Source organism: Thauera sp. JM12B12 (genome assembly GCF_039614725.1).
Taxonomy (GTDB): Bacteria; Pseudomonadota; Gammaproteobacteria; order Burkholderiales; family Rhodocyclaceae; genus Thauera.
Map to the genome: position 1 here is coordinate 431259 of NZ_CP154859.1, position 25606 is coordinate 456864.

A 25606-nucleotide genomic window follows, 5' to 3' on the forward strand; every position below is an offset into this window, starting at 1 on the left:
GTCCTCTCCCGCTCACAAGGCCTGCATGCGCTCCAATCCCTCCACCGACCGCCTCGCCTTCATGCTGGCGATGCTCTCCGCCATCGGTCCGTTCGCGATCGATGCCTACCTGCCCGCGTTTCCGCACATCGCCGCCTCGCTCGCCGCCACCCAGCTCGAGGTGCAGCAGACGCTCACCGTCTACATGGCGGCGCTTGCACTGATGGTGCTGTGGCATGGTGCGCTCGCCGACCGCTTCGGTCGTCGCCGCGTGCTGCTGGCGCTCACTGCGCTGTTCGCGCTTGCCTCGCTGATCTGTGCGCTGGCGCCGAGCATCGAGTGGCTGTGGGTGGGACGCGCGCTGCAGGGGGTGAGCGGCGGCGCCGGGGTGGTGGTCGGGCGCGCCGTGGTGCGCGACCTGCACGACGGGCCGCAGGCGCAACGCCTGATGTCACGGGTGATGCTGATCTTCGCGCTGGCGCCGGCGCTGGCGCCGATGGTCGGTGCCGGACTGCTGGCGCTTGCCGGCTGGCGTTCGATCTTCGTCTTCCTGGCGGCCTTCGGGGCACTGCTGAGCTGGATGGTGTGGCGCTTCCTGCCGGAGACCCTGGATGTCGAGTCACGACAGCCGCTGCACCCGTTGAACCTGCTGCGCGGCTACGCCGGCGTGTTCTCCCATCCGGCCTTCATGCTGCTGGCGGCAGCGATCGCGCTCAATTTCAACGGCTTCTTCGTGTATGTGCTGTCGGCGCCCGTGTTCATCATCGAGCACCTCGGCCTGGGCAGCGGCGGCTTCATCTGGCTGTTCGGTCCGGCGGTGGCCGGCATGATGCTGGGCTCGATGCTGTCCGAGCGGGTTGCAGGGCGGTGGTCGCAGGTGCGCACGGTGGCGACCGGCTTCGCGCTGATGTTCCTCGCGCTGGCCCTGAACCTCGCCGTGTCCGGTCTGATGCCGGCGGGCGTGCCGCAGTCGGTGCTGCCGATCGGGCTGTTCGCATGCGGCATGTCGATTGCGATGCCGGCGATGAGTCTGCTCGCGCTCGAGCTGTTCCCGACCCGGCGCGGCATGGCCTCGAGCTGCCAGAGCTTCCTGCAGATCGGCCTCAACGCCGTCACCGCCGGCATGACTGCGCCGCTGCTGTGGGGGAGTCCCCTCAGCCTGGCGGGCGGCATGGCGATGTTCACGGCCGCTGGTCTCGTTGCCTGGCTGCTGTGGCTGCGTCTGCCGCCGGCCCGGCGCTGACGCTCAGCACTGCTCCCAGGGCAGCCCGTCGTGGCGCCAGCCGTTTACCGAATTGCGGTGGTGGTCGGCGTCGAGCTCGCCTTCGAAGCCGTACATCACGTTGTAGACGGTGGTGAAGCCGGCCTCGAGCAGGGCCTTGCCGGCGACCTCCGAGCGGTTGCCCGAACGGCAGATCAGCACCAGCGGGCGGTGTCCGCCGTTACCGGCGAGCTTCTTCACCTCTCCGATGAAGTTCGGGTTCACTTCCCAGTCCGGGCCGTCGTTCCACGACACGTGGATGGCGCCGACCGGGTGGCCGACGAAAAGGTACTCGATCTCGCTGCGAACATCGATGAGCAGGGCGTCGGGGGTGGAGTGCAGCAGCTCGTACGCCTCGGTCGGGGTGATGTGCTTCACGGCCTGTCTCCTTGTCGTTGGGCGCAGGATTATATTCTGAACAACCGATGGTGGCCTTCCGTGACGCGGCGGGCAGGTGGAAGGGCGCAGTCGTCGGGCTGTACTGGTTGGCCCTGATGCCGCAGCCCTGGCGCTTCCGCTATAAACTGGGCGCTTCTGATGTTTCCTGGTTTTCAGGTCATTTTGGCGCGCCGGCTCGCGAATGCGCAGGGCGGCGCCGTTTTTGCGCCGGCCTCGCCGGCCCGGTCCGGTGCAAGGAATTCCGACGCTATGCTCGAAGTGGATGGCCTGGTCAAAGCCTTCGGTGGCTTTCGCGCCGTCGACGGCTGCACCCTGAAGGTCGACAAGGGTGAGATCCTCGGCCTCATCGGCCCCAACGGCGCGGGCAAGACCACGCTGTTCAACCTCATTGCCGGTGCCCTGCAGCCGACGGCGGGGGCGATCCGCTTCCTCGGCGAGGACATCACCGCACTGCCGACCGACGCCCGTTTCCACAAGGGCCTGGTGCGCACCTTCCAGATCCCGCACGAGTTCCACAACCTCACCGCGCGCGAGAACCTGATGATGGTGCCGCCCGGCCAGCCGGGCGAGAACCTGTTCGCCAACTGGTTCGCCGCCGGCAAGGTGCGTGCGGCCGAAGAGGCGGTGCGGCAGAAGGCCGACGCTACGCTCGCCTTCCTCGAGCTCTCCCATGTCGCCGACGAGCGCGCGGGCAACCTTTCCGGCGGGCAGAAGAAGCTGCTCGAGCTCGGCCGCACGATGATGACCGAAGCCAAGCTGGTGCTGCTCGACGAGCCCGCAGCCGGCGTCAACCGCACCCTGCTGCGCAAGCTCGAGGAGAAGATCCTGATCCTCAACCGCGAGCGCGGCTACACCTTCATCCTGATCGAACACGACATGGAGATGATCGAGAAGCTGTGCCACCCGGTGGTGTGCATGGCCGAGGGCAAGGTGCTGATCGAGGGCGACTTCCAGACCGTGCGCTCGGATGCGCGCGTGCTCGAGGCCTACCTCGGCGAGACCCCGACCGCGATCGAGCGCGAGGCCGCCGAGCACGACCCCAGGGTCGAGGCGCTGCGCGAGCAGGAACTGCATCGGGAGGACCTGTGATGGTGCTCCTCGACATGAAGGACGTGCGCGGCGGCTACGGCGACGCAGACATCCTGCACGGGGTGTCGATGACGGTGGGCGCGCGCGAGATCGTGGTCATCGTCGGCCCCAACGGCGCGGGCAAATCCACCGCGATGAAGTCCGTGTTCGGCCTGCTCACCATCCGCGGCGGAAGCATCGTGTTCGACGGCGAGGAGATCACCGGCTGGGCGCCCGACCGCATCGTCCAGCGCGGCATCTGCTACGTGCCGCAGGTGGACAACGTGTTCCGCGAGATGACGGTGCACGAGAACTTCGAGATGGGCGCCTTCCTGCGCCGCGGCGACCTCTCCGCCGCCTATGACCGCGTGTATGGCCTCTTTCCCGACCTCAAGGCCAAGCGCAGGAACCTCGCCGGGGACCTCTCCGGCGGCCAGCGCCAGATGGTGGCGATGGGCCGCGCGCTGATGCTCGACCCCAAGCTGCTGCTGCTCGACGAACCCACCGCCGGCCTCTCGCCCAAGTACATGGAACAGATCTTCCAGATCACCCGCGACGTGCGCGACGCCGGTGTCTCCATCCTGCTCGTCGAGCAGCATGCCAAGCAGGCGCTCGCCTTCTGCGACCGCGGCTATGTGCTCGCCACCGGCGCCAACCGCCACGAGGGCAGCGGACAGGCCCTGCTCGCGGATCGCGAGGTGGCCGAGATGTTCCTCGGCGGCTAAGGGAGTCCGGCGCTCATGACCTTCATGGATTTCCTCAACTTCCACCTCGTGCCCGGCATCGTGCTGGGCTCGATCTACGCGGTGGGCGCGATCGGCATCACGCTGGTGTTCGGCATCCTGCGCTTCGCCCACTTCGCCCATGGCGACATGGCGACGCTCGGCGCCTTCGTCGCGCTCGCGCTCGTCGCCGGCGGCATGGACCCGTGGACTGCGCTGCCGATCGCGATGGCGGTGGTCGCGGTGGTGTCGATCGGCGTCGACAAGGTGTTCTACGACTATCTCAAGGCGCGTCCCAAGATCGTCACCGTGATGGCTTCGCTCGGCGTCGCCCTCATGCTGCGCTCGGTGGTGCAGGTGGTGTTCGGCGTGGATCCCCGCACCTACTCGAGCGGCATCGTGCGCCCGGACGACTACTTCGGCATCCTGCTGCGCGACCGCGAGCTGTACACGCTCGCCGCGGTGGTGCTGATCGTGGTCGGGCTGGTGCTCTTCCTCGGCCATTCGCGCTGGGGCAAGGCGATGCGGGCGATGTCGGACAATCCTGATCTCGCGCGCCTGTCGGGCGTGGATAACCGCAAGGTCACGATGCTGACCTGGGCGATCGTCGGCGCGCTGTGCGCGGCCTCCGGCTTCATGCTCGGCATCAACACCGAGCTCGACTCGATGATGGGTTGGCAGGTGCTGCTGCCGATGTTCGCCGCCGCCATCCTCGGCGGCGTCGGCCGCGTCGAGGGCGCGGTGCTCGGCGGCCTCATCGTGGGTATCGCCGAGGAGATGTCGATCTTCATCCTGCCGGCGCAGTACAAGGCGGCCACCGCCTTCGCGCTGCTGCTGCTGATCCTGCTCGTCCGCCCGCGCGGCCTGCTCAACGGCAAGGTGCTCTGATGGATCTGCTCGGTCTCGCCAACTACGCGGTCTTCATGGCCATCCTGATCGGCATCTACGCGCTGCTCGCGCTCGGGCTGAACATCCAGTGGGGCTTCACCGGCCTGTTTAACGCCGGCATCGCGGGCTTTTTCGCGGTCGGCGCCTACACCTCGGCGGTGCTCACCAGCCTGCCGGCGAGCGGACGGCTGGGCGGCTACGAGCTGCCGCTCCTGGTGGGCTGGCTGGGCTCGATGGCGGCCGCGGGTCTGATCGCCTGGCCGATCGGCAAGATCTGCCTGCGCTTCCGCTCCGACTATCTGGCCATCGCCACCATCGGCATCGCCGAGATCATCCGCCTGGTGATCCGCACCGAGGACTGGCTCACCGGCGGCGTGCGCGGTGTCACCGGCGTGCCGCGCCCCTTCGGCGACCTCGACTACATGCCCTCGCAGATCGCCTATCTGGCCATCGTCGCCACCCTGGTGCTGGCCGCTTACCTGCTCGTCGAGCGCCAGGTGAAGGCGCCCTGGGGGCGGATGATGCGCGCAATCCGCGACAACGAGCTCGCCGCCGCGGCGATGGGCAAGCAGGTCGAGGCGCGCAGGCTGCAGGCCTTCGTCTTCGGTTCCGCGCTCATGGGCCTGGCCGGCGCGCTGTTCGTGCACTTCAACCGCTCGATCACGCCCGAGGCGATCGACCCGATGATCGCCACCTTCCTGATCTGGATCATGCTGATCCTGGGGGGCTCCGGCAACAACCGCGGCGCCATCCTCGGCGCGGCGCTGATCTGGATCATCTGGTCGGTCTCCGAACTGCTCACCGACCGCCTGCCCGCCGAGATCGCGGTGCAGGCCAAGTACGCCCGCGTGTTCATCATCGGTCTCACGCTGCAACTGGTGCTCCGCTTCCGGCCCGAGGGCCTGCTGCCCGAGCGCCAGGCGGGTTCGCCGCCGCACCGCTGAGCTGCGCTGCAACAGGAACTTCGTGGCGGGCCTGCCCCGGGCCCGAATCGACCATCAGGTGCTTCGGCACATTCAGGAGGTGAAAAGGTGAAGAAGAAAGCAATCGCAGGTCTGGTCGGCACCCTGCTCGGCGCCGCGCTCGTTGCCGCGCCGGCCCACGCACAGAACGTCAAGATCGGCCTGATGTCCGCCATCTCGGGTCCGATCGCGGCGCTCGCCCCGCCGATGGCGGCCGCTTCACGACTGGCCGTCACGCATGTCAACGAGCAGGGCGGCATCCTCAACGGCGGCAAGCTCGAGGTCGTGCTCGGCGACAGCGCATGCAACCCGCAGAACGCCACCGACGTCGCCACCAAGGCGGTGAACATCGACCGCGTGATCGCGGTGGTCGGTCCGGCCTGCTCGGGCGCGGTGCTCGCGTCGGCGAACTCGGTGACCATCCCCGCCGGCGTGCTGATGATCACCCCCTCGGGCACCTCGCCCGAGATCACCAAGCTCAAGGACAAGGACCTCGTCTTCCGCACCCTGCCGTCCGACGACTACCAGGGCCGGGCGCTCGCGCGCACGCTGAAGGCGCGCGGCATCGACAAGGTGGCGGTGGCCTACCTCAACAACGACTACGGCAAGGGCCTGGCCGAATCCTTCAAGGCCGAGTTCGAAGCCAATGGCGGCACCCTCGCCGGCTACTCCGGCCACGAGGAGGGCAAGGCTTCCTACCGCTCCGAGCTGGCTGCGCTCGCCCGCGGTGGCGCCGACACGCTCATCATCTTCGACTACGGCGATGGCACCGGCCTCACCCTGCTGCGCCAGGCGCTCGAGAACAATTTCTTCAAGACCTTCGTCGGCGCCGACGGCATGAAGTCCGAGGGCCTGGTGAAGTCGATCGGGGCGCAGAACCTCGGTGGCTTCTTCGTCTCCGCGCCGGTGGGCGAAGCCTCGGCCTCGCTGGACAACTTCAACAAGGCCTACAAGGCGGCGGGCGAGAACATCGACGCCGTGTTCGCCACCACCTCGTATGACGCGGCCTTCCTCGCCGCGCTGGCGATCGAGAAGGCCGGCGGCGACAAGGGCAAGCTGGCCGAGTCGCTGCGCGCGGTGGCGAGCGCGCCGGGCGAGCCGATCCTCGCCGGCGAGTGGGCCAAGGCCAAGAAACTGATCGCCGAGGGCAAGGACATCGACTACAAGGGCGCCGGCGGCGACCACGAGTTCGATGCTGCCGGCGACGTGCCGGGCACGTACGCCTTCTTCAAGGTCAGCGGCACGGGCTACGAGTCGATCGCCGACATGAAGTAAGGCATCCGCAGCGCGGCGGAGTGCGCAAGGGCCGGCCGGGGCAACCCGGGCCGGCCCTGTTTCATTCGGGCGTCGCTCGAGCGCCGGCCCGGGTCAGTGATTGAGGATCTGGCCGAGGAAGGTCTTGGTGCGCTCGTTCTGCGGATTGGCGAAGAAGGTCTCCGGTGGCGCCTCCTCGATGATCTCGCCGCGGTCCATGAAGATGACGCGGTCGGCCACCGTGCGCGCGAAGCCCATCTCGTGCGTCACGCACAGCATCGTCATGCCGCTCTCGGCGAGCTGGATCATCGTGTCGAGCACTTCCTTGACCATCTCCGGGTCGAGCGCCGAGGTGGGTTCGTCGAACAGCATGATCTTCGGCTTCATGCACAGCGCGCGCGCAATCGCGACCCGCTGCTGCTGGCCGCCCGAGAGTTGACCGGGGTACTTGCCCGCCTGCTCCGGAATGCGCACCCGCTCGAGGTAGTGCATGGCCACTTCTTCGGCCTCGCGCTTGGGCATGTTGCGCACCCACATCGGCGCCAGCGTGCAGTTCTGCAGCACGGTGAGGTGCGGGAACAGGTTGAAGTGCTGGAAGACCATGCCGACCTCGCGGCGGATGGCCTCGATATGCTTGAGATCCGAGGTGAGCTCGACGCCGTCGACCACGATGCGGCCCTTCTGGTGTTCCTCGAGCCGGTTGATGCAGCGGATCGTGGTCGACTTTCCCGAGCCGGAGGGGCCGCACAGCACGATGCGCTCACCCTGCCGGACGGCGAGGTCGATGTCCTTGAGAACGTGGAATTCGCCGTACCACTTGTTTACACCCTCCATGCGGATCATGACGTCCTCGCCGAGGAGGTGCGTGTTCGTATTCTCGGTCATGCTGGGAAGGTCCTATCGTTTGTGTCCGGTATGCAGGCGGCGCTCGAGGCGCATCGAATAGCGCGACATGCCGAAGCAGAAGATCCAGTACACCGCTGCGGCGAAGACGTAGCCCTCGGTGGAGAAGCCGAGCCATGCGGGGTCGACGGTCGCCTGGTGGATGCTGTTGAAGAGGTCGAACAGTCCGATGATGATCACCAGGCTGGTGTCCTTGAACAGGGCGATGAAGGTGTTGACGATGCCCGGGATCACCAGCTTGAGCGCCTGTGGAAGGATGACCAGGCCCATGACCCGCCAGTAGCCGAGCCCGAGCGCGCGTGCCGCCTCGTACTGTCCCTTGGGGATGGCCTGCAGGCCGCCCCGCACCACTTCCGCGATATATGCGGCTTCGAAGAGCGTGACGGCGATGAGCGCGCGCAGCAGCTTGTCGATGCTGACCTGCTCGGGCAGGAACAACGGCAGCATCACCGAGGACATGAACAACACCGTGATGAGCGGCACGCCGCGCCAGAACTCGATGAAAGTGACGCAGATCACCCGGATCGCCGGCATGTCCGAACGTCTGCCGAGCGCGAGCAGGATGCCGATGGGCATCGCGCCGGCGATGCCGACCACCGCGATCACCAGGGTCAGCATCAGGCCGCCCCATTGGCTGGTCTCGACGATGTCCAGGCCCGGCCCGCCATAGAGCAGCCAGAACGCGAGCCAGGGATAGACGAGCAGGTAGCCCACCCCGTAGACCCACTTCTTGGGCATCGTGCGGATGAACAGGGGCGCGGCGCCAACGACGGCCAACATCACCGTGAGGTCCACCCGCCAGCGCAGCTCTGACGGATAGAAGCCGTACATGAACTGGCTGAACCGGCTCTGGATGAAGACCCAGCAGGCGCCGCCCGCGCTGCAGTCGTTGCGGCTCGTGCCGCTCCAGGTGGCATCGAAGAAGGCCCAGTTCAGCGCGGGCGGTACCATCAGCCAAAGCAGCCAGACCGAGACGAGCGTGAGCAGGGTGTTGAAGGGGCTCGAGAAAAGGTTGGCACGCAGCCAGCCGGCGACGCCGACCGACATCGCGGGCGGTGGCAGGCTGGGCTTGAAGTGGTGTGTGGTGCTCATCGGCGTGTCGCCCCCTCAGCGTTCGACCAGCGCGATGCGCTTGTTGTAGATGTTCATCAGGACCGAGATCGCGAGGCTGATCGCCAGATAGACGGACATCGTTATGGCGATGGTCTCGATCGCCTGCCCGGTCTGGTTGAGCGCAGTGCCCGCGAACACGGAGACGAGGTCCGGGTAGCCGATCGCAGCGGCGAGCGACGAGTTCTTGACCAGGTTGAGGTACTGGCTGGTGAGCGGCGGGATGATCACCCGCATCGCCTGCGGCAGGATGACCAGGCGCAGCGTCGGCCCCGGGCGCAGCCCCAGCGAGCGGGCAGCTTCGGTCTGGCCGTGGCTGACGGACTGGATGCCCGAGCGAACGATTTCGGCGATGAACGCGGCGGTGTAGATCGATAGCGCCAGGGTGAGCGCCACCAGCTCCGGGATCACCACCCAGCCGCCGCGGAAATTGAAGCCCGCCAGCTCCGGAACGCTCCACTGCAGCGGGGCGCCGGCGACACCGATGGCCGCCGCGGGCAGCGCGATGATCAGCACGGCGCAAAGCGCGAACAGCGGAAAGGACTGACCGGTCGCTTCCCGTCTGACCCTTGCCCAGCGCGCCAGCGCGATGCAGGCGACGATGGCGACGCCGAGCGCGGTGACGAAGATCCCGAAGCCTTCCGCCGCACTCGGCGAGGGCAGGTAGAGGCCGCGTATGTTCAGGAAGATCGTGTCGCCGAGTGCGTGGCTCTGGCGGGGCCCCGGCATGGTCCGCAGCACCGCGAAGTACCAGAAGAAGATCTGCAGCAGCGGCGGAATGTTGCGGAAGATTTCGATGTAGATGGCGGCCAGGCGGCTCATCAACCAGTTCGGCGACAGGCGCGCGATGCCGATGATGAAGCCGATCGCCGTGGCCAGGATGATGCCGAGCACGGCGACGAGCAGCGTGTTGAGCAGGCCGACGAGGAAGACGCGGCCGTAGGTGTCGCTCTCGCTGTAGGGGATGAGCGACTGCAGGATGCCGAAACCGGCGGAGCTGTCCAGGAAGTCGAACCCCGAGGTGATGCCGCGTTGCGCGAGGTTGGACTGCGTGTTGTGGAACAGGTACCAGCCGACCGCGACCACGGTCGCGATCGCGAGCACCTGGAACACCATGCCCCGTATCCTGGGGTCGTTGAGCATGGAGGTCTGCTGCGGCGGGCTGCTTTCCGGATTGCGCATGCGGAGCTCGGTCGGAGAAGGTGGGGCTGCGGTCGAACCCGGACGCCGCGCCTGCAGCGTCCGGGTCGGAAGGCGTCAGCGGACGGTGTCAGCGCACCGGGGGCGCATACTGCAGGCCGCCGGCGTTCCACAGCGCGTTCTGGCCGCGTGCGATCTTGAGCTCGCTGCCCATGCCGACGTTGCGCTCGAACATCTCGCCGTAGTTGCCGACCTGCTTGACCATGTTGAGCACCCAGTCCTTGGAGAGCTTCAGGTCCTTGCCATAGTCGCCATCGGCGCCGAGCAGGCGGCGGACGTCGGGGTTGGTCGAGCCTGCCGCCTCCTTCACGACGTTGGCGGACGTGATGCCGGCCTCCTCTGCGTTGAGGAGAGCGAACAGCGTCCAGCGCACGATGTTGAACCACTCGTCGTCGCCTTGGCGCACCAGCGGGCCCAGGGGCTCCTTGGAGATCACTTCGGGGAGCACCACGTAGTCGTCAGGGTTGGCGAGCTTGATGCGCTGCGCGTAAAGCTGCGATTGGTCCGAGGTGAGCACGTCGCAACGGCCGGCCTCCAGCGCGACGATGGTCTCGTCGGACTTGTCGTAGGTGATCGGGGTGTACTTCATCCCCTTGCTGCGGAAGTAGTCCGCGAGGTTGAGCTCGGTCGTCGTGCCCGCCTGGATGCAGACCGCAGCGCCGTCGAGCTCCTTCGCGCTCTTCACGCCGAGCTTCTTGTTAACGAGGAAGCCCTGGCCGTCGTAATACGTGACCCCGGCGAAGTGCAGGCCCATGCCGGCATCGCGTGAGCTCGTCCAGGTCGTATTGCGCGACAGGATGTCGACCTCTCCCGACTGCAGCGCAGTGAAGCGCTCCTTGGCAGTCAGCGGCGTGAAGCGAACCTTGCTCGCATCGCCGAACACGGCAGCGGCGACGGCCCGGCAAACGTCCACATCGATGCCCTTGTGGTTGCCCTGCGCGTCGGTATAGGAGAAGCCCGGCAGGCCATCGCTGACGCCGCACTGCACATGCCCCTTCTTCATGACGGCATCGAGTGTGCTGCCTGCGCTGGCCTGGGTCGACAGACCCAGCGTCGTGGCGGCGAGAATGGACAGGGCTACGGTTCTTACAGGCTTCATCAAACACCTCCGAAAGGTTTTGGGGTTTCGACTTTGCTGGGGCGTGCCAACGGGCCGCGGGGGCCGTGTGTTCCGGACCGCGTGGAGCAGTATTTCGTCTGCAGGCGGGCTCCCGCAAGGCCGATAGGGAAACTACGGAGGCCTGTCGAGATGACGCCCCGCCCCGTTGGAAGCAGAAACCGTGCCGAAATTGATGCGATGCAATAAGTGTCTGATATGAAAAAGGAAGGGGGTGATGCGCGGGCGCAGGAGGGGCGCGAGCCTCCCGTATTGGTGCATGAACGCGCGGCGCTGAACCGTATTCGGGCGCCCACCGTGGGGGTGGGGCAGGCTTGGGCCGCCGCCGCGCGCACGGCGCGGGCGATGCAACGCAATATGTCGCCGGGGAGCCCGCGCCGCGTGCGTTCTTGCAAACATTCACCACCGCCCGCTTGATTTGCGCGTGCGCCTGACCGATCCTCGGCGACGTCGCGCGGGTGCAGTCGCGCGCCCGTTGCGGTTCAACCGGAGTCACCATGAAGCGCCTGCTAGCCTGGATCTGCGGCCTGTTGTCAGCGATCGGCATCACCGCCTGCGATTACATCAATGTGAAGGAACTCCAGCCCGGAGTCTCGACCGCGCAGGAGGTGCGCGAGCGCTTCGGTCCGCCGCACATGGAATGGCGCAACGAGGACGGCTCGCTGACCTGGGAGTTCAGCCGCCAGCCGCAGGGCATCGAGTGCTTCATGATCACGATCGGTCCGGACCAGATCCTGCGCCAGATCGACCAGGTGCTGAACGAGGAGACCTTCGCCCGGGTCCAACACGGCATGAACGGCGACCAGGTCCGTCGCCTGCTCGGCAAACCGGCGTCCAGCCAGTTCTTCCAGCTCAAGCAGGAGACGGTCTGGGAGTGGCGGATCTCGCATGGGCCCGACGGCACCAGCGATGCGGTCTTCTTCACGGTCTCGTTCAACAACGAGGGCCGGGTCACGGGCACCGGACGCTATACCCAGTACAAGCGCTAGACGGGAGGTCGAGATGTTTTCCCGCATCAGTCTGTTTTCGCGTCGCCTGCGCCATGCGTCGGGCGGGTTCCTGCTCCTGCTGCTGGCCGGGGTGCTCGCCGGTTGCGCCAGCTTCGAGCCGCCGCGCCCCTACACCACCGAGGCCGAGGCCCTGTCCGCGCGCGGCGAGCCGACGCGGCGCTGGAGCAATGACGACGGCACCACCACGCTGGAGTATTCCACCCAGCCCAATGGGCGAACCTGCCTGATGGTGCAGGTGGATCAGGGCGGGATCGTGCTGCGCCAGTGGGACGCGCTCGCGCCCGAGAACCTCGCCCGCGTCGAGCGCGGCATGGACAAGGAGCAGGTCTCGCGCCTGCTCGGCACGCATCGCTCGGAGCAGCGCTTCCGCAACTCGGGCGAGGAGGTGTGGGACTGGAACATCCGCAACGACGGACCAGGCGTCGCGACGCTGTTCAATGTGCATTTCGTCGACGGCAAGGTCCTGCGCACCAGCCAGACCTATGTCTTCCCGCGCGATGGCGCGGTGCTCGGCGGCTGGGGCGGCTACTACGGCTATCCCTGGGGCTGGGGCGGATGGTGGGGCTATCCGCGACCCTTCTACCCGCATCCGTTCGCGTATCCCGGGTTCTGGTAGCCGGTTTCCCATGCGTAGCGAGGGGGTGCTGTGGGGGAGCGGGCTTGCCCCCGAATCGGCGCCCACGGGGGCCCTTTTAGCGGGCAAGCCCGCTCCCACGGGGCCTTCGTGCGATTGCTCCAGGTGCAGCCTTGGCAGTGGCGCGCGACAAGGGCTAGAATCGCGGCCTTGCCGAGGAGCGCTGCGACCCACCGATCCTGTGCGGGCCAGGCTCGGCAACCGATCAACGGCGCTCACAAACCATCAGCCGGTTTGTGGCGCCGTTCGCTTTTGTGCGTGGCGTTGCCCGGCGACCGTCGACCGACCGAGGACCCAGCCATGCAAGCCGATCGCAGCATCGAACTCCGCCAGCTTCTCGCCGAGCGCATCCTGATCCTGGATGGCGCGATGGGCACGATGATCCAGCAGGAGAAGCTGGGCGAGACCGACTACCGCGGCGCGCGCTTCCTCGATCACCCCAAGGACCTCAAGGGCAACAACGACCTGCTCGTGCTCACGCGCGCGGACGTGATCGCCGGCATCCATCGCGCCTACCTCGAGGCCGGGGCGGACATCGTCGAGACCAACACCTTCAACGCCACCCGGGTGTCGCAGGCCGAATACGGGCTCGAGACGCTGGCCTACGAGCTCAACGTCGAGGGTGCGCGACTGGTGCGCCAGCTGTGCGACGAATACACCGCGAGGAACCCCGCCAAGCCGCGCTTCTGCGCCGGCGTGCTGGGGCCGACCTCGCGCACGCTGTCGATCTCGCCCGATGTGAACGACCCGGGCTACCGCAACATCACGTTCGACGCGCTGGTCGACGACTACTACGACTCGGCCAGGGGTCTGCTCGAAGGCGGTGCAGACATCCTGCTGATCGAGACCATCTTCGACACCCTCAACGCCAAGGCCGCGGTGTTCGCGATCGAGAAGCTCTTCGACGACCTCGGCAGGCGATGGCCGGTGATGATCTCCGGCACGATCACCGACGCCTCCGGTCGCACGCTGTCGGGCCAGACCGCGGAAGCCTTCTGGAACTCGCTCAGCCACGCGCAGCCGATCAGCTTTGGCCTCAACTGTGCGCTCGGCGCCGACCAGCTGCGCCAGTACGTGGAGGAGCTGTCCAATGTCTGCGACACCCACGTGTCCGCCCACCCCAACGCCGGCCTGCCCAACCCGCTGTCGCCCACCGGCTACGACGAGACGCCCGAGCACCTCGCCGGCGAGATCCGCGAGTGGGCGCAGAGCGGGCTGGTGAACATCGTCGGCGGCTGCTGCGGCACCACCCCGGCGCACATCGCGGCGATCGCGCAGGCGGTCGCGGGCCTTGCCCCGCGCGCCGTGCCGGTGCTGGAGAAGAAGCTGCGCCTGTCGGGCCTGGAACCCTTCAACGTCGGCAGCGATGCGCTCTTCGTCAACGTCGGCGAGCGCACCAACGTCACCGGCTCCAAGGCCTTCGCGCGCATGATCCTCGAGGGCCGCTTCGACGACGCGCTCGCGGTGGCGCGCCAGCAGGTCGAGAACGGCGCCCAGGTCATCGACATCAACATGGACGAGGCGATGCTCGATTCGGTCGCCGCCATGGAGCGCTTCTGCAAGCTCATCGCCTCCGAGCCCGACATCTCGCGCGTGCCGATCATGCTCGACTCGTCGAAGTGGTCGGTGATCGAGACCGGCCTCAAGTGCATCCAGGGCAAGGGCGTGGTCAACTCGATCTCGATGAAGGAGGGCGAGGCCGAGTTCCTGCGCCAGGCCCGTCTGGCGCGCCGCTACGGCGCCGCGGTGATCGTGATGGCCTTCGACGAGCAGGGCCAGGCCGACACCTTCCGCCGCAAGACCGAGATCTGCGAGCGCGCCTACAGGCTGCTGACGAAGCCCGTCGCCGAGGGCGGCGCCGGCTTCCCGCCCGAAGACATCATCTTCGACCCCAACATCTTCGCCATCGCCACCGGCATCGAGGAGCACGACAACTACGCGGTCGACTTCATCAACGCGGTGGCGTGGATCAAGGACAACCTGCCGTACGCCAAGACCTCGGGTGGGGTGTCGAACGTCAGCTTCAGCTTCCGCGGCAACGACCCGGTGCGCGAGGCGATCCACACCGTGTTCCTGTACCACGCGATCAAGGCCGGCCTGTCGATGGGCATCGTCAACGCCGGCCAGCTCGGCGTGTATGACGAGCTCGACCCGGTGCTGCGCGACAAGGTCGAGGACGTGGTGATGAACCGCAAGCCCGGGGCGGGCGAGGCGCTGGTCGAGCTGGCGCAGACGGTGAAGGGCCAGGCCAGGGAATCCACCCAGGACCTCGCCTGGCGCGCGTGGTCGGTGGAAGAGCGCTTGAGCCACGCGCTGGTCAAGGGCATCACCGAGTTCGTCGTTGCCGACACCGAGGAGGTGCGCGCCAAGCTCGAGGCCGAGGGCAAGCCGCCGCTGGCGGTGATCGAGGGTCCGCTGATGGCGGGCATGAGCGTGGTCGGCGACCTCTTCGGCGCGGGCAAGATGTTCCTGCCCCAGGTGGTGAAGTCGGCGCGCGTGATGAAGCAGGCGGTCGCCCACCTGATCCCCTACATCGAGGCCGAGAAGCTGCGCACCGGCGCCAGCAGCAAGGGCCGCATCATCATGGCGACGGTCAAGGGCGACGTGCACGACATCGGCAAGAACATCGTCGGCGTGGTGCTCGGCTGCAACGGCTACGAGGTGATCGACCTCGGCGTGATGGTGCCGGCAGCGAAGATCCTGGAAGCGGCCAAGGAACACGGCGCGCAGGCGATCGGCCTGTCCGGGCTGATCACGCCCTCGCTCGAGGAGATGAGCCACGTCGCCGCCGAGATGAAGCGCCAGGGCTTTTCCGTGCCGCTCTTGATCGGCGGCGCCACCACCAGCCGCAACCACACCGCGATCAAGATCGCGCCGCACTACGACCAGCCGGTGGTGTATGTGCCGGACGCCTCGCGCGCGGTGGGCGTGGTCACCGCGCTGCTGTCCGAAGGCCAGAGCGAGGCCTTCAAGGCCGAGGTCGCCGCCGACTACGAGAAGATCCGCGCCCTGCACGCCAACAAGAAGGGTGTGCAGCTCGTGAGCCTCGAGGCCGCGCGCGCCAACGCCTTCCGTACCGACTGGAGCGCCGAACGCGTGGCCGCCTGCAGCACCGCCCACCAGGCCGGCTACGCCCCCTACCAGCCGCCGCGCCCCAACATGCTCGGCGTGCAGGCGATCGACGTCGAGCTCGGCGAGCTGGTCGACTACATCGACTGGGGTCCCTTCTTCCAGACCTGGGACCTCGCCGGCCGCTTCCCCGCCATCCTCGACGACGAGGTGGTGGGCGAGACCGCGCGCAACGTGTTCGCCGACGGCAAGGCCATGCTCGAGAAGATCGTCGCCGACGGGTGGCTGCAGGCGAAGGCGGTGTTCGGCCTGTTCCCCGCCAACGCGGTGGGCGACGACATCGAGCTCTACACCGGCGAGGACCGCAAGCACCTCGCCATGGTGTGGCACGGTCTGCGCCAGCAGCACGAGCGCCCGGCCGGCAAGCCGCACTGGTGCCTGGCCGACTTCGTCGCGCCGAAGGATTCCGGTGTGCCGGACTGGGTGGGCGCCTTCGCGGTGACCGCCGGCCTGGGCATCGAGGCCCGGGTCGCCGAGTTCGAGGCCGCGCACGACGACTACCACGCGATCATGCTCAAGAGCCTCGCCGACCGCCTTGCCGAGGCCTGCGCCGAATGGCTGCACGAGCGCGTGCGCCGCGAGTGCTGGGGCTACGCCGCCGACGAGACGCTCGACAACGCGGCGCTGATCGCCGAGCAGTACCGCGGCATCCGTCCGGCACCGGGTTATCCAGCCTGCCCGGACCATACCGTCAAGGGTGCGTTGTTCGAGCTGCTCGATGCGCGGCACAATGCCGGCATGGAACTGACCGAGAGCTACGCGATGATGCCGGCGGCGGCGGTGAGCGGTTTCTATTTCGCCCACCCCGAAAGCCACTACTTCGCCATCTCCAGGATCGGCCGCGACCAGCTCGAGGACTGGGCGCGCCGTACCGGCATGGACGTGGACGAAGCGGCACGCTGGCTCGCGCCGCTGCTGTGACCGATGCGACCCGGCGCGTGCCGTCGACGACGGCGCTCGCGGCCCGGGTCGCCATCCTGTGGACGCTGTTCCAGCTCTGGGTGGCTTCGCCGCTGCCGCTGAGCCTCGGCGTCGGTCAATTCGCCGTCGGGCAGCTGCGCTCGATCCATCTGGCCTTCGCGCTGCTGCTGTGCTTCCTGCTGGTGCCCGCGCATGCGTCGTCGTCGATCGCGCGCCGGCTCGACCCTGCGCTCGGGGGGGCGGCAGCGCTCTGCGCCGCCTATGGATTCCTCTTCTACACCCCGCTCAGCGCTCGCCCGGGCGACCCATGGGCGATCGACGTCGCGGTCGCGCTCGGCGGGCTGGTGTTGCTGCTCGAGGCGGTGCGACGCCTCCTCGGCTGGCCGCTGCTGGTCTTCCTGCTGGTCCTGCTCGCCTACGTCCAGCTCGGCCCGCTCGCCCCGGACCTGATCGCGCACAAGGGCGCCTCGCTCGTGCACATGATGGACCGGCTGTGGCTGGGCACGGATGCAGTGTTCGGTGTTGCGCTCGGCATCTCGGCCGAGTTCATCTTCCTGTTCGTGCTGTTCGGCGCCTTGCTCGAGTGCGGAGGGGGGGGCGCCTTCTTCATGCGCAGCGCGCTTGCGCTCGTCGGCCACATGCGCGGCGGTCCGGCGAAGGCGGCCGTGGCCGTGTCGGCGGCGACCGGGCTGTTCTCCGGGGCGTCGGTGATCAATGTGGTGTCGACCGGGCCGATCACGATCCCGCTCGCGAAGCGCGTCGGCTATGCGCCCGACAAGGCGGCCGCGATCGAGGTTGCCTCTTCGGTCAACGGCCAGGTCATGCCGCCGGTGATGGGGGCGGCGGCCTTCCTCATGGTGGAGTCGGTGGGCATTCCCTACATGGACGTGCTGCGCCACGCGCTGATCTCGGCGCTGGTGGCCTATGTGGGCCTGCTGATCATCGTGCATCTGGAGGCGGTCAAGGCGGGGCTCGAGGGGCTGCCGCGTCCGCGCGTGCGCTGGCAGGTCTCGCTGCGCCGTATCTTGGCCGGCCTGGCACGCGGCGCCGCTGCGCTGGCCGTGCTCGCCATGCTGGTGCCGCTGGTGCGCGCGACGGTGCCGGAGGCGGGGGCGCTGGCGGTGGCGGGCGCGCTCCTCGCCGCGTATCCGCTGCTGCTGCGCTTCGCCGCGCGCGGCGCCTTGCCGGTACCCCTTCCGGCATCCGCGGACGGCCCGCCGAGTCCGCCCGCCGAGGTCTTGCGCGCGGGCCTGTATTTCCTGCTGCCGGTCGGTCTGCTGGTGTGGAACCTGGTGGTCGAACGGGCAGCGCCCGCGTTCTCGGTGTTCTGGGCGCTTGCGCTGCTCGCGGTCATCGTGCTCACCCAGCGGCCGCTGCTGGTGCTGCTGCGCGGCCAGCCGCGCGCGGCGCTGCGCCCGGCCTGGCGGCAGGGTGTGGCCGAGCTTCTCGACGGCGTCTACGCCGGGGCACGCGGCATGCTGGTGGTCGCGGTGGCGACTGCCGCTGCCGGGGTGGTCGTCGGCGTAGGGGCGCTGAGCGGCATCGGCCTGGTGATGACGGAGGTCGTCGGGGTGCTCGCCGGCGGCAGCATGCTGATGGTGCTCGTCCTCGTGGCGATGGTGTGCCTGATCCTGGGCATGGGCCTGCCCACCAGCGCGAACTACATCGTGGTGTCGGCGCTGATGGCGCCGACGATCGTCACCCTGGGCGCGCAGTATGGCCAGCCGGTGCCGCTCATCGCCGCGCATCTGTTCGTGTTCTATTTCGGCCTGCTGGCCGATGTGCTGCCACCGGGCGGCCTGGCGTCGCACGCGGCGGCCAGCATCGCCGGGGCCAATCCGCTGCAGACCGGCGTGCGCGCCTTTCGCTATTCGATGCGGATGGCGGTGCTGCCCTTCATGTTCGTCTTCAATCCGCAGCTCCTGCTGATCGGTGTCGATCATCCGCTGCACGCCGCACTCACGGTTGCCGCGGCGACCCTGGGCGGCTTCGTGTTCATCTGCTTCAACCAGGCCTGGCTGCTGATGAAGACGACGGTGGCCGAGCGCCTGACCCTGCTTCTGGCGTCGTTCCTGTTCTTTCACCCGGGCATGTTCGTCGAGCCGCTGCGGCCCGCCTACCAGCGCGCGGAGGGCGGGGAGATGGCGACGGTGATCGAGCGCGCCGCCGAGGGCGCACAGCTTCGCCTGGTGTTCGAGCGCGCCGTCGAAGCGGAGACGCCCGCATTGCGGGTCGTGATGCTGCCGGCCGCGGCGACGCCGTCGTGGTCCGCGCGCTTCGAGGCGCATGGCATGCGGCTGGTGCGCGAGGCATCGGGTGCGCGGGTGGCCGAGGTCGCCTTCGGCAGCCCGGCGGAGCGGGTCGGCGTCAGGGTGGGCGATCGCCTGGTGGCGGTCGAGCGCGAACGGGGCGGACCCTCTGTGCAGTGGCTGTACGGGCTCGCGCTGGCGCTCGTCGCCTGGGTCTGGCGCCGACAGCGCCGCCGGCTCGCCACCCGGTGAGGGGCGCGGGCGCGGTGGCCCGATGCGGCCGCCGCCGGTGTCCGGTCCTGGCAGGGGCGCTTCAGACGTGCCCGCAGGGCAGGTGCGCGGCGAGCGCCGCCAGGGGGCCAGGGCGGCCGAAGTGGTAGCCCTGGAAGCGGTGGCAGCCGCTGCGGGCGAGGAATTCGAACTGCGCCTGCGATTCGACGCCTTCCGCGATCACCCGCAGGCCCATCGTTTCGCCGAGGGCGATGATGGTGCGCGCGATTGCGGCGTCGTTCGGGTCGCTCAGCACGTCGTGGACGAAGCTGCGGTCGATCTTCAGGTCGGTCAGCGGCAGGCGCTTGAGGTAGGTCAGCGAGGAGTAGCCGGTGCCGAAGTCGTCGAGCGCGAAGCCGATCCCCAGCGCCTGCAGCTGCTGCATGCGCGCGACGACCGCCTCCATGTCCTCGAGCAGCATGCTCTCGGTGATCTCGATCTTCAGCCGCCGGCCGGGCGCGCCGGTACGGGCCAGGGTGGCGGCCACCACCTCGGCGAAGTCGGCCTGGCGGAACTGGCGGGCGCTGACGTTGACCGCGAGCTCGAGCTGCGCCAGGCGCGGATCCTGCGCCCACGCCCGCAACTGGTGGCAGGCGGTGTCGATCACCCAGTTGCCGAGCGGCACGATCAGGCCGCATGCCTCGGCCACCGGGATGAAGCGCTCGGGCGAGAGCGCGCCGTGCTCGGGGTGGGTCCAGCGCAGCAGGGCCTCGGCGCCGACCATGCGGCCGCCGGCGTCGAACTGGGGCTGGTAGTGCAGGGCGAACTCACCGCGCTCGAGCGCCAGGCGCAGGTCGGCTTCGAGCCGGGTGCGCTCGCGCAGGCGCGCTGCCATCTCCGGGCCGAAGAAGCGCAGGCAGTTGCGCCCGCCCGCCTTGCTCTCGTACATCGCCATGTCGGCGTGCTTGAGCAGGGTCTCGGCGCTGTCCTCGCCCGCCCCGAACACGACCGCGCCGATGCTCGCCGACGTCCTGGCCTCGAAGCGCTGGAAGGCGTAGGCCTGCTCGACCACGGCGAGGATCTTGCGTCCGACGTCGGCGGCCTGCTGGCGCGCCGCGTCCTCGTCTGTGCTGAGGTCCTCGAGCACGACGACGAACTCGTCGCCGCCGAGGCGCGCGACGGTGTCCACGGCGCGGACCGTGTGCGTCAGCCGGCGCGCGACCTCGCGCAGCAGCTCGTCGCCGTGGTCGTGGCCGAGGGTGTCGTTGAGCGTCTTGAAGTCGTCGAGGTCGAGCAGCATCAGCGCGCAGCGCGTGTTGCGGCGTGAGCTCGCCGCCATGGCGTGGCCCAGGCGGTCGGTCAGCAGACGTCGGTTGGGAAGCTGGGTGAGGGGGTCGTAGTAGGCGAGGGCATGGATGCGGCGCTCCGCATCGCTGAGCTCCTCGACCTGCGCATGCAGGCGGGCGGCCTGGGCGTCGAGCGATTCCTGGTTGCGCGCGAGCTGTCCGCGCATGTCCTCGAGCGCCGCGCCGAGCGCGGAGATCTCGGCGATCCGGGTGTGGGGCGCAGCGGGCACGGAGAAGTCGAGTTCGCCCATGCGCCGCCCCATCCGCGCCAGCGACTCGAGCGGCGCCGCGATGCGCTGCGCCTGGCGGCGCGCGACGAGGGCCGCGATTGCCAGCAGCAGCACGACAGATCCGGCGAGACCCTGCACGATGCCGGCCCAGTCGGGTGCGAACTCGGTGGCCGGCGCCAGGGTGAGGATCCACAGCCGGTGTTCGCCGAGCGGGTGGGCGTCGACGGCGGCCAGCCACGCGCGGCCTCCGGCCTCGACCCTGCGCGCGGCGTAGCCGCTGCGCCCGCCTTGGCGCCATGCGGCGAGTGCCGCGTCCACCGCGGGCAGGCCGAGCGCGCTGGCCGGCAGCAGCAGGATGCCCTGCCATTCGGCATCGCTGACGCCTTCGGGACGGCGCGGCAGCCCGAGCACGCGCTCGTCCTCGGTCAGCACCATGGCCATGCCGTCCACGCCGATGCGCGCCTCGCGGGTGGCGACGGAGAGGTCGGTTAGCTTGACGTCGAAGCCGAGCACGGCGTCGCTGCCGTCGGCGAAGCGGAAGCGGCGCGACACGGTGATGCCGGGGTCGCCGGTGGTGAAGAAGGTGTAGGGTTCGGTCCAGTGCGCCGCCGCCGCGGCCGATGCGATCGCGCCCGCGTACCAGGGGCGGGTGCGGGCGTCGTAGCGCAGCGTCTTCCAGTGTTCGGTACGCGTGCCGTCTGCGGCCTGCTCGAGGATCAGGTGGCGTTCGCCCCATACGACGAGGTCGGTGCGCCGGCTGCGCCAGCTGCCATCGGGCTGGCGCAGCAGCATCCAGGCGCGGCCGTCGTGGCTGCCGAGCACCACCGAGCTGAGCTGCTCGAAATGGCGGAGCATGGGCATGAAGTGGCGCTCGATGGATTCGGGCTCGGCAAACGGGGGCGGCTGCCCGGCCATCCAGTCGCTCGCCGGCAGGAGCATGCGAGCAGGCTCGGAGACGGTGGCGTCGAGCGCGTCGCCGACCTCGTGCGCGACGCGGGTGAACTCGCTCGCCGCCAGGCGCTGGTGCAGCGGCAGCAGCCCGAGCACCACGAGGGCGGCGGCGAACAACAACAGCGCGCCGCTGGCGATCAGCAGCAGTCGGGTGAAGATCACGCGTCGCAGCGTGGTGTCGGCGGACATGCGGGAGGTGGACTCAGGTTTGGTGCTGGACTGCATTGTCCATGATGCCCGCGCCGGCGCCGCGAGGATGTGAGATTCGCCCGCCCCGCGTCCAGAAAACGGCAGGCTGCCGCCCGGCGCGCGCGTGTATCATCACGAGTCGCTTATTCATCAGGGGCTGCCATGGCAACCGTCGAACTCACCGCCGACAACTTCAACGAGACGCTCGAGAAGAGCCCGATCGTCTTCATCGACTTCTGGGCGGCCTGGTGCGGCCCGTGCCGCAACTTCGCGCCGACCTACGAGGCGGCGTCCGAGGCCAACCCCGACATCGTGTTCGGCAAGATCGACACCGAGGCCCAGCAGGACCTCGCCGCCGCCTTCCAGATCCGCTCGATCCCGACCATCGCGGTCATTCGCGAGGGCGTGATGGTGTTCCGCGAATCCGGTGCGCTGCCGGCGAGCGCGCTCAATCAGGTCATCGAGGGGGTGCGCGGCCTGGACATGGATCAGGTGCGCGCCGAGATCGCCGCCCAGCAGGCGGGCGATCAGCAGGCCTGAGCACGCACGGCCTCCGGTCGCGGGGGCAGGCAAGAAGGACGCGGCGGCTGTCGCGTCTTTTTTTTGCCCCGGCATCAGGCGCCCGCGCCGGCGGCGTCGGCCTGCGTCAGCGCATGGGCGGCACGCTCGCGGATCGCCTGCATCGCCGGGTGGGACAGCCGGCGCTCGGTGGTGATCGCGAACACCCGCGCGCGCGCCTCCGGCACCTCCCCGAGCAGGCGCACCCCGTACTGCCTGCACACGTAGTCGGCAATCGTGGTGGGCGCGGCGAACACGCCATCGCCGGCCTGGCCGAAGGCCTTCATCAGCGCGCTGTCGTCGAATTCGGCGGCGATCGCAGGGCGGATGCGCATGCGTTCGAACCATTGCAGCAGCGCCCCACGATGGGCGACGTCCTCGCCCGGCAGCAGGAACGGCGCGCCGTCGAGCATGCGTGGAAAGCCGCCCTGCAGGCGCTCGGCCAGCACCGGTGCGGCGAACACGCTCAGCGTGCTCTCGCCGAGCAGGTGCTCGTGGCCGCGCACGCTCACCTCGGGCGGGATCGGGCGGTCGGCGATCACCAGATCGAGGCGGTGCACCGCGAGCTCTGCGAGCAGTTCGGCCAGCGGCGCCTCGCGGCACACCAGCCGGCCCGGGCGCTCGAGGCGCAGGGCAGGCTCGATCAGGCGGTGCACCATCGATTTCGGCATCGAGTCCGGGATGCCGATGCGGAACGGCAGGCTGCGGCGCAGGCTGTCGTCGCGCAGTGTTTCCACGATCTGGTCGCCGAGCGCGAAGATCTCCTCGGCCCGGCCGAGGATGCGCTCGCCCGCCTCGGTCAACGCCAGGCGGCGGCCGCTGCGGCGGAACAGGGTGACGCCGAGCGCGCCCTCGAAGGTGGCGAGCTGGGCGCTGATCGAATGCGGCGCCAGGCCGAGCACCCGCGCGGCCTCGGCGATCGTGCCCACGCGTGCCACGGTCCAGAAGTAGCGCAGGTGCTTGTAGTTGAGTTCGCTGGTGGTCATGGCGTCCGGTTCCGTCTAAAAAATCGATCAATCGACTAATCGTAATCGACTTTTTCGGCAGACGCTTCTGCCTTAGTCTGCATCCGTCGGCCAGCCCGGAACCCGGTCAGGGACCGGACGCCGATCCACGACACCGCATACGACAGGAGACCATGCCATGCGCCACTACGAAACCGACAGCACCCCGGCAGCCGCCCGCCTGCTCGCCCTCACCGTGCTCGCCGACGGCGGGCTGGATCGCAACGAGGTCGACGCGATGATGCACACCGACCTCGCCCGCCGCCTGGGCATCGGCAGCGTCGAGTTCGAGCGCATCCTGCGCGAGTACTGCGACGACCTGCTGGCAAGCGCGAACTACCTTGACGGCATGCGTCTGAAGGTCGCCGACGAGGTGCTCGACCTGCTGCTCGAGGACATCACCGACCCGGCGCTGCAGCAGGCGCTGCTGCGCACGATGCAGGAGATCGTCAGCGCCGACGGCGTCGAGACCACGGCCGAGGTGGACGTGCTGGCGCGCGCGCTGGAGAAATGGAGCAGGCGCCCGCACGCCAGGGCGCTCAACTGATGCAGGCCAGGCGGCCGTCCCCGACCCCCGGGCGGCCGCCGCGCCGGCGGCACGGGAGGCCGACATGGACTTCACCCGACTCAAGCCCGAACGGGGCCACGACAATCATCTCGGCGAACGCGTCGACGACCCCCTGATCGACCGCCTGCACTGGGTCATCCGCCAGGCGATCCGCGTGCTCGCGGTCCTGATGGTGGCGGTGATCCTGTGGACGGTGGCGGACGTCGTGCTCGTGCTCTACGAGAAGCTGTCCGATCCGCCCTTCCTGCTGCTCGACCTCAACGACATCTTCGTCGTCTTCGCCGCCTTCCTCGCGGTGCTGATCGCGATCGAGATCTTCGTCAACATCACGCTCTACCTGCGCGACGACGTCATTCACGTCAAGCTGGTGATCGCCACCGCGCTGATGGCGATCGCGCGCAAGGTGATCGTCCTCGACCTGTCCACGCTGGCGCCGACCTATCTGTTCGGCATCGGCGTGGTGGTGCTCGCGCTCGGTGTGACCTACTGGCTGGTGTCGGCGCGGCCGGGAGACTGAAGGCCGCGTCCGCGGTTCAGTTCGGGCGCGGCCTCATTCGAACAGCGCGCCCACGCTCTGGCCGCTGTGGATGCGCTCGATCGCAGCCGCGAACAGCGGCGCGACGTTGAGCACGGTGAGCTTGTCGAAGCGCTTCGCGTCGGGCAGGGTCACCGTGTTGGTGACCACGATCGAGTCGATCGCCGCCTCGCGCAGGCGCTCGATCGCCGGTCCGCACAGCACGCCGTGAGTCGCGGCCGCATGGATGCTGCGCGCACCGGCGGCCTTGAGCGTGGCCACCGACGACACCAGGGTGCCGGCGGTGGCGATCTCGTCCTCGAAGATCACCACGTCGCGCCCGGCGACGTCGCCGACCACGGCCCCCTGCTTGACCGCGGTGTCCGACACCCGGCGCTTGTCGATGATCGCCATCGGGATGCCGAGCTTCTCGGAGAAGCGCCCGGTGCGCTTGGCGCCGCCGGCGTCGGTGGCCACCGCGACCATGTTCGAAAGCTCGTGGCGGTTGCGGAAGTGCTCGGCGATCAGCGACACCGCGGTGAGATGGTCGACCGGCACGCTGAAGAAACCATGCACCTGGTCGGCGTGCAGATCCATGGTCAGGACGCGGTTCGCCCCGGCGGTCTGCAGCAGGTCGGCGATCAGCCGCCCGGTGATCGAGATGCGCGGCGCGTCCTTCTTGTCCGAGCGCGCATAGGAGTAGTACGGGATCACCGCGGTGATGCGCTGCGCCGAGGCGCTGCGCAGCGCGTCGAGCGTGATCAGCAGTTCCATGATGTGCTCGCTCACCGGCTCGGTGAAGGACTGCACGACGAAGACGTCGCGCTCGCGCACGTTCTCCTGGATCTGCACGCGCAGGTTGTCGTTGGAAAAGCGCGCGATCTCGATCTGTCCGGGGCGCATGCCCAGGCGCTGGCTGATGTCGCAGGCAAGGTCGCGGCTGGCGTTGCAGGCGAAGATCTGCAGACCGTGCTTGATCATCGGGGGAAGCTCCTGTGATGGGTTCGCGCGGCATCGGATCGAAGGCGCGGGGTGCCGTTTCGGGCGCACGCGCCATGCTACGGGAAGAGGGCGGCGAGGGGCGAATCAGGAAGCTGAATGGCGCCTTGAGCGCGGCCTTGCCGAGGCGCGTCGGGGAGGCGCTCGCGGGGCTTGCGGCGCGCCGCCTTTTGTCACATCGTTGCCTGAAACGAGGCGGCCGGGAACAGCACCCGTGAACCCCGTCCGAAC

21 protein-coding genes and 1 riboswitch are annotated in these 25606 nt (G+C 68.6%); of the genes, 13 read left to right on the top strand and 8 right to left on the bottom strand.

The features are described 5' to 3' along the window. Positions 1-25 precede the first annotated feature (25 nt). Positions 26-1222, top strand: coding sequence for a multidrug effflux MFS transporter (locus AAG895_RS01865; RefSeq protein ID WP_345793871.1), 1197 nt, complete (start codon positions 26-28; stop codon positions 1220-1222). Positions 1223-1225: 3 nt separating this feature from the next. Here the strand turns inward: AAG895_RS01865 and AAG895_RS01870 are convergent, their stop codons facing one another. Then, complete coding sequence (locus AAG895_RS01870) at positions 1226-1618, bottom strand: rhodanese-like domain-containing protein (protein ID WP_345793872.1); 393 nt, start codon at positions 1616-1618, stop codon at positions 1226-1228. A gap of 270 nt (positions 1619-1888) precedes the next feature. Here AAG895_RS01870 and AAG895_RS01875 point away from each other — a divergent pair, with 270 nt between their 5' ends. The 5 genes from AAG895_RS01875 (at position 1889) to AAG895_RS01895 (ending at position 6554) form a co-directional block, all read left to right on the top strand. Further along, the gene (locus AAG895_RS01875; protein ID WP_345793873.1) at positions 1889-2728 is read left to right on the top strand and encodes an ABC transporter ATP-binding protein; all 840 of its coding nucleotides are present in this window, start codon (positions 1889-1891) and stop codon (positions 2726-2728) included. Then, entirely contained in the window at positions 2728-3432 is a 705-nt protein-coding gene (locus AAG895_RS01880; RefSeq protein ID WP_345793874.1) for an ABC transporter ATP-binding protein, read from the top strand. Before AAG895_RS01875 ends, AAG895_RS01880 begins: the two co-directional genes overlap by 1 nt. A 15-nt stretch (positions 3433-3447) precedes the next feature. Beyond that, positions 3448-4317, top strand: coding sequence for a branched-chain amino acid ABC transporter permease (locus AAG895_RS01885; protein ID WP_345793875.1), 870 nt, complete (start codon positions 3448-3450; stop codon positions 4315-4317). Continuing rightward, complete coding sequence (locus AAG895_RS01890; RefSeq protein ID WP_345793876.1) at positions 4317-5261, top strand: branched-chain amino acid ABC transporter permease; 945 nt, start codon at positions 4317-4319, stop codon at positions 5259-5261. The genes AAG895_RS01885 and AAG895_RS01890 overlap by 1 nt, the downstream gene beginning before the upstream one ends. Positions 5262-5348: 87 nt before the next feature. Beyond that, positions 5349-6554 carry an ABC transporter substrate-binding protein gene (locus AAG895_RS01895; protein WP_345793877.1) on the top strand — a complete coding sequence of 402 codons (1206 nt, stop codon included), beginning with the start codon at positions 5349-5351 and terminating at the stop codon, positions 6552-6554. A 93-nt stretch (positions 6555-6647) separates the two neighbouring features. Here AAG895_RS01895 and AAG895_RS01900 read toward each other — a convergent pair whose 3' ends face one another. From AAG895_RS01900 to AAG895_RS01915, 4 genes are all read right to left on the bottom strand, one after another. Further along, a complete protein-coding gene (locus AAG895_RS01900; RefSeq protein WP_345795355.1) occupies positions 6648-7376 on the bottom strand; it encodes an amino acid ABC transporter ATP-binding protein in 729 nt (242 codons plus the stop codon). Between the two features lie 54 nt (positions 7377-7430). Further along, positions 7431-8528 carry an amino acid ABC transporter permease gene (locus AAG895_RS01905; protein ID WP_345793878.1) on the bottom strand — a complete coding sequence of 366 codons (1098 nt, stop codon included), beginning with the start codon at positions 8526-8528 and terminating at the stop codon, positions 7431-7433. A 15-nt stretch (positions 8529-8543) separates the two neighbouring features. Then, a complete protein-coding gene (locus AAG895_RS01910) occupies positions 8544-9728 on the bottom strand; it encodes an amino acid ABC transporter permease (protein ID WP_345793879.1) in 1185 nt (394 codons plus the stop codon). Positions 9729-9816: 88 nt separating this feature from the next. Next, positions 9817-10845, bottom strand: a complete 1029-nt coding sequence (locus tag AAG895_RS01915) for an amino acid ABC transporter substrate-binding protein (RefSeq protein ID WP_345793880.1) — start codon at positions 10843-10845, stop codon at positions 9817-9819. Between the two features lie 515 nt (positions 10846-11360). Between AAG895_RS01915 and bamE the strand changes: the two genes are divergently transcribed. The 4 genes from bamE (at position 11361) to AAG895_RS01935 (ending at position 19058) form a co-directional block, all read left to right on the top strand. Next, a complete protein-coding gene (gene bamE / locus AAG895_RS01920) occupies positions 11361-11852 on the top strand; it encodes an outer membrane protein assembly factor BamE (RefSeq protein ID WP_345793881.1) in 492 nt (163 codons plus the stop codon). 13 nt (positions 11853-11865) lie between these two features. Further along, a complete protein-coding gene (locus AAG895_RS01925; RefSeq protein WP_345793882.1) occupies positions 11866-12489 on the top strand; it encodes a hypothetical protein in 624 nt (207 codons plus the stop codon). Positions 12490-12656: 167 nt separating this feature from the next. Continuing rightward, positions 12657-12731, top strand: a riboswitch (S-adenosyl-L-homocysteine riboswitch). Positions 12732-12807: 76 nt separating this feature from the next. Further along, entirely contained in the window at positions 12808-16557 is a 3750-nt protein-coding gene (gene metH / locus AAG895_RS01930) for a methionine synthase (protein ID WP_345793883.1), read from the top strand. A gap of 17 nt (positions 16558-16574) precedes the next feature. Beyond that, the gene (locus AAG895_RS01935) at positions 16575-19058 is read left to right on the top strand and encodes a TRAP transporter fused permease subunit (RefSeq protein WP_345793884.1); all 2484 of its coding nucleotides are present in this window, start codon (positions 16575-16577) and stop codon (positions 19056-19058) included. 61 nt (positions 19059-19119) lie between these two features. Here the strand turns inward: AAG895_RS01935 and AAG895_RS01940 are convergent, their stop codons facing one another. Then, complete coding sequence (locus AAG895_RS01940) at positions 19120-21732, bottom strand: EAL domain-containing protein (RefSeq protein WP_345793885.1); 2613 nt, start codon at positions 21730-21732, stop codon at positions 19120-19122. Positions 21733-21894: 162 nt separating this feature from the next. Between AAG895_RS01940 and trxA the strand changes: the two genes are divergently transcribed. Beyond that, positions 21895-22272, top strand: a complete 378-nt coding sequence (trxA, locus tag AAG895_RS01945; RefSeq protein ID WP_345793886.1) for a thioredoxin — start codon at positions 21895-21897, stop codon at positions 22270-22272. A 74-nt stretch (positions 22273-22346) separates the two neighbouring features. Here the strand turns inward: trxA and AAG895_RS01950 are convergent, their stop codons facing one another. Next, positions 22347-23276: a LysR family transcriptional regulator gene (locus AAG895_RS01950; protein WP_345793887.1), complete on the bottom strand. Its 930-nt coding sequence runs from the start codon at positions 23274-23276 to the stop codon at positions 22347-22349. 157 nt (positions 23277-23433) lie between these two features. Here AAG895_RS01950 and AAG895_RS01955 point away from each other — a divergent pair, with 157 nt between their 5' ends. Beyond that, entirely contained in the window at positions 23434-23841 is a 408-nt protein-coding gene (locus AAG895_RS01955; protein ID WP_345793888.1) for a TerB family tellurite resistance protein, read from the top strand. A 64-nt stretch (positions 23842-23905) separates the two neighbouring features. Continuing rightward, positions 23906-24379, top strand: coding sequence for a phosphate-starvation-inducible PsiE family protein (locus AAG895_RS01960; RefSeq protein ID WP_345793889.1), 474 nt, complete (start codon positions 23906-23908; stop codon positions 24377-24379). A 33-nt stretch (positions 24380-24412) separates the two neighbouring features. On the opposite strand, the gene AAG895_RS01965 is transcribed toward AAG895_RS01960, so the two are convergent. After that, entirely contained in the window at positions 24413-25357 is a 945-nt protein-coding gene (locus tag AAG895_RS01965) for a ribose-phosphate pyrophosphokinase (protein ID WP_345793890.1), read from the bottom strand. Positions 25358-25606 lie beyond the last annotated feature (249 nt).